Annotated in this window: 6 protein-coding genes; 2 read left to right on the top strand and 4 right to left on the bottom strand. The window is 61.8% G+C overall.

Features of this window, described 5'->3' with window-relative positions; all coding sequences use genetic code 11:
• Nucleotides 1-45: 45 nt before the first annotated feature.
• The 4 genes from rplI to ABIV12_RS00810 form a co-directional block, all read right to left on the bottom strand.
• Entirely contained in the window at nt 46-495 is a 450-nt protein-coding gene (gene rplI, locus ABIV12_RS00825) for a 50S ribosomal protein L9 (protein ID WP_348055245.1), read from the bottom strand.
• A 100-nt stretch (nt 496-595) separates the two neighbouring features.
• Nucleotides 596-820 carry a 30S ribosomal protein S18 gene (rpsR, locus tag ABIV12_RS00820; RefSeq protein WP_348055243.1) on the bottom strand — a complete coding sequence of 75 codons (225 nt, stop codon included), beginning with the start codon at nt 818-820 and terminating at the stop codon, nt 596-598.
• Between the two features lie 29 nt (nt 821-849).
• Entirely contained in the window at nt 850-1,323 is a 474-nt protein-coding gene (rpsF, locus tag ABIV12_RS00815; protein ID WP_348055241.1) for a 30S ribosomal protein S6, read from the bottom strand.
• Nucleotides 1,324-1,577: 254 nt separating this feature from the next.
• Nucleotides 1,578-1,913, bottom strand: a complete 336-nt coding sequence (locus ABIV12_RS00810) for an iron-sulfur cluster assembly accessory protein (protein WP_348055239.1) — start codon at nt 1,911-1,913, stop codon at nt 1,578-1,580.
• 173 nt (nt 1,914-2,086) lie between these two features.
• On the opposite strand from ABIV12_RS00810, the gene asnS reads away from it, so the two are divergent.
• Both asnS and ABIV12_RS00800 read left to right on the top strand, forming a co-directional pair.
• Nucleotides 2,087-3,484, top strand: a complete 1,398-nt coding sequence (gene asnS, locus ABIV12_RS00805; protein WP_348055247.1) for an asparagine--tRNA ligase — start codon at nt 2,087-2,089, stop codon at nt 3,482-3,484.
• Between the two features lie 4 nt (nt 3,485-3,488).
• On the top strand, nt 3,489-3,812 hold the full coding sequence (locus tag ABIV12_RS00800) for a hypothetical protein (protein ID WP_348055237.1): 324 nt from the start codon (nt 3,489-3,491) through the stop codon (nt 3,810-3,812).
• Nucleotides 3,813-3,950: the final 138 nt, after the last annotated feature.

The raw sequence follows: 3,950 nt of genomic DNA, 5'->3' as shown, positions 1-3,950 counted from the left end.
GGCGCCCGGAGGCGCCCTTTCGGATTGCAGCGTGAGGGCTGAAGGTCAGTCGTCGCCGACGATGATGACCTTGACCGTCGTATTGACGTCGGCGTGCAGGTGCACAACGACGTCGAACTCGCCGATGTGGCGCAGCGGGCCTTCCGACATGATTACTTCGTTCTTGTCGAGCGCGGTACCGGCAGCCGTGAATGCATCGGCGACGTCACGCGGACCAACCGAACCGAACAGCTTTCCTTCCGGACTCGCATTGGCCTTGATCGTGACCGACGCATTCTCGAACTGGGCAACGCGCCCTTCGGCCCCGGCGAGCTGCTGGTTCGCCTTTGCTTCGTATTCGGAGCGGCGCTTCTCGAATTCCTCGAGGTTGGCGGCGGTCGCGGCCGTCGCCTTGCCCTGCGGCACGAGGAAATTGCGGCCATAACCGGGCTTCACATTGACCTTGTCGCCAAGGTTGCCCAGGTTCTTCACTTTCTGCAGCAGGATCAGTTGCATGGTAATTCCTATTCGTTAGCGTCGGATGGACCGGCGCAGCACTGGCTGTCCGAATTGAATGAGAAACGATGGCTGCGCAAACGCGAAGCCATCGCGTCGATCAGTGGCTGTCGCTGTACGGTAGCAGCGAGAGAAAACGCGCGTGCTCGATGGCGGTACCGAGCATGCGCTGGTAGCGGGCCTTCGTGCCGGTGATGCGGCTCGGCACGATCTTGCCGGTTTCGCTGATGTACTGACGCAGCATGTTGAGATCCTTGTAGTCGATCTCGGTCACGCCCTCGGCGGTGAAACGACAGAACTTCTTGCGACGAAAGAACTTGGACATCGGAGTGCTCCTGGACTTTGGGTCTGCGCTTATTCAGCGGCAGGTTCGGCGGGGGCTGCTGCAGGCGCTGCGGGTGCAACGTCCTCGCGCGGTGTGCGCTCGCGGCGCGGACGCGGTTCGTCCTCGTCGCTGCCGAACCCGAAGCCTTCGTCGTCGCGGCGTCCACGACGCTCGCCCTTGTCGTCCTTGTTCTTCATGATCGGCGACATCTCGGTCACCGGACCATCCTGGCTCACGATCAGGTGACGCAGCACGGCGTCGTTGAAACGGAAGCCCGTCTGCAGCTCGGCAAGCACCGCCGCGTTGCATTCGATGTTGAGCAGCACGTAGTGCGCCTTGGCCAGATGCTGGATCGGGTACGCCAGCTGACGGCGACCCCAGTCTTCGAGGCGGTGGATCTTGCCGCTATCGCCTTCGATCAGCGCCTTGTAGCGCTCGATCATTGCAGGCACCTGCTCGCTCTGGTCGGGATGGACCAGGAACACGACTTCGTAATGACGCATGTGGACTCCTTGTGGGTATCCGCGCGGTAAATCCCGCCGGACAGCCTCCCGCGGCGCGGTGAGGCAAGACCTTCACCGAGGGACGGCAAAGGGGCGCGCAGCGTAGTGGAAGCGCGTTTACGTTGCAAGTGTTTGAAACAGAAGGCCGCTGGCGCCGAAGCAAACGCGTTGGCCACGACGTACACGACGATCGATCGACGCGTTCTTCCGCAATCCCTTCGTGTCGTTCGTGTTTCCGGATTTCGCTTGTCGCGTCAGATATCCGCCGCGACCGTGAAACTCTCGCCACAACCGCAGGCGCCGGTTGCATTCGGGTTGCGGAACACGAACGTGGCGTTGAGCCCGGCGCGCTGGAAATCGATTTCGGTGCCGTCAACGAAAGGCAACGCCTTTGCGTCCACCACCAGCCGCAGGCCGTCCTGGTCGAACACGCGGTCGTTCTCCACGATCGCCTCGGCAAGGTCGACCGTGTAGCCAAAACCCGAACAACCGGTCCGCTTGATGCCGAATCGAACGCCCAATGCGGCGGGATCCTTCTTGAGGAAATCCTGCATGCGGTCACGCGCTGCGGGGGTGAGCTGGATGGCCATGGTGATCCGTTTGAAGCTGATGGATGCAAGTGTAGCCTGCCGGGCGGCGGACGGGCCTGTTCGGCTATGATTGCGGGTCAAGTGATGGCTGGCCCGCGCCTGTGGCGAAGTGGGCGCTCAATCTGGAGTTTCAAGGTATGTCGGCATCGGTGGGCGGCGCGACCAGTGACGCAATGATTGTGGACGTGCGGCACGCCTTGTCCGGCGCCGTCGCTCCGGGAACACGGGTCCGCGTGCGCGGTTGGGTGCGCACCCGGCGCGATTCGAAAGCAGGACTGTCATTCATCAATCTGAGCGACGGCTCCTGCTTCGATCCCATCCAGATCGTCGCGCCTGCGACGCTGGCGAACTACACCCAGGACGTGATGCGCCTGACCAGCGGCTGCGCCGTCATGGCCGAGGGCGACCTGATCGCCTCGCAGGGAAAGGAACAATCGTTCGAGCTGCAGGCGACGTCGATCGATGTCGTCGGCTGGATTGAGGATCCGGAAACCTATCCGATCCAGCCCAAGCCGCATTCGGTCGAATTCCTGCGCGAAGTCGCGCACCTGCGGCCACGGACGAATCTGTTCGGCGCCGTCAGCCGGGTCCGCCACACCATCGCCAATGCAATCCATCGCTACTTCGACGAGAACGGCTTTTTCTGGGTCAACACGCCGATCATCACGACCTCCGACACCGAGGGTGCCGGCGAAATGTTTCGCGTGTCGACGCTGGACCTGATGAATCTGCCGCGCACCGACAAGGGTGCGATTGATTTCAAGAAGGACTTCTTCGGCAAGGAAGCGTTTCTGACGGTGTCCGGCCAGCTCAACGTTGAGGCGTATTGTCTCGCGCTGAGCAAGGTTTACACGTTCGGCCCGACCTTCCGCGCTGAAAATTCGCACACCACCCGGCACCTCGCCGAATTCTGGATGGTCGAGCCCGAAATGGCGTTTGCCGATCTCGACGTCAACGCCACGGTCGCCGAAGATTTTCTCAAGTTCATCTTCCGCATGGTGCTGGCCGAACGCCCGGACGACATGGCGTTTTTCGCGGACCGCGTCGAGAAGACCGCAATCTCGCGTCTCGAAACGATCATCGCGGTCCCGTTCACGCGCGTCGATTACACCGACGCGGTGGACATCCTGAAAAAATCAGGCCAGAAATTCGACTACGCGGTCGAGTGGGGAGCCGACCTCCAGACCGAGCACGAGCGATTCCTCACCGAGCAGCATTTCGGCGGGCCGATCATCGTGTTGAACTACCCCGAGAAAATCAAATCGTTCTACATGCGCCTCAATGACGACAAGCGCACGGTCGCCGCAATGGACGTGCTCGCTCCAGGGATCGGCGAGATCATCGGCGGCTCCCAGCGCGAGGAACGCCTCGACATTCTCGACCAGCGCATCGCGCAGTTCGGTCTCGATCCGAACATGTATTCCTGGTATCGGGATTTCCGCCGCTACGGCAGCGTGCCGCACGCCGGCTTCGGGCTCGGCTTCGAACGCCTGGTGGTCTACGTGTGTGGCTTGGCCAACATCCGCGATGCGATTCCGTATCCGCGCGCGCCCGGTTTGGCGGAGTTCTGACGCCGTGCCACTGCTCGCGTTCCGCGAATTCCTTCTGATCTGCGGTCTCGGCCTCGCCGTCGCCGGGCTGACGACCTACATCATCACGTGGATGCTCGTGCTGACTCACCTGCGTGACCATCACCCGCAAACGCACGCGCGGATGAGCGGATTCCTGTTCATGCCACATGCGTTCGGCTGGTTCTTGAGTGGCGGATATGCGCGTCTTTCTGATCGCAATCTGACGGCGCTGGCCCGCCTTGGACGTATCGGCGCATGGAGCATCCTCATCGGACTGTTCGTCGTCGTGTTGTCGAAGGCGCTCGCCTTCATCGGAGCCGCTTCGTGAATGACGTCAAGGACGAAGAGATGGACGACGACAAGGCGCAACAGTGGTGGGTCGCCGCGATCGGCGACACCATGGTGTGGGCGCGTCTGGAAGTTCTCGACTCGGGCATCGCCGAAGTGTTCGACAGCAGCGGTGAAC

Source organism: Dokdonella sp., from assembly GCF_039926425.1.
Classification (GTDB): domain Bacteria; phylum Pseudomonadota; class Gammaproteobacteria; order Xanthomonadales; family Rhodanobacteraceae; genus Dokdonella_A.
Note: the sequence above shows the minus strand (reverse complement) of the source record. Positions and strands in the feature narration are given on the sequence as shown.

What these genes read in the sequence shown, in the direction of transcription:
- rplI (WP_348055245.1), bottom strand. Translation starts at nt 495, where the DNA reads ATGCAACTGATCCTGCTGCAGAAAGTGAAGAACCTGGGCAACCTTGGC.
- ABIV12_RS00810 (WP_348055239.1), bottom strand. Translation starts at nt 1,913, where the DNA reads ATGGCCATCCAGCTCACCCCCGCAGCGCGTGACCGCATGCAGGATTTC.
- rpsF (WP_348055241.1), bottom strand. Translation starts at nt 1,323, where the DNA reads ATGCGTCATTACGAAGTCGTGTTCCTGGTCCATCCCGACCAGAGCGAG.
- asnS (WP_348055247.1), top strand. Translation starts at nt 2,087, where the DNA reads ATGATTGTGGACGTGCGGCACGCCTTGTCCGGCGCCGTCGCTCCGGGA.
- rpsR (WP_348055243.1), bottom strand. Translation starts at nt 820, where the DNA reads ATGTCCAAGTTCTTTCGTCGCAAGAAGTTCTGTCGTTTCACCGCCGAG.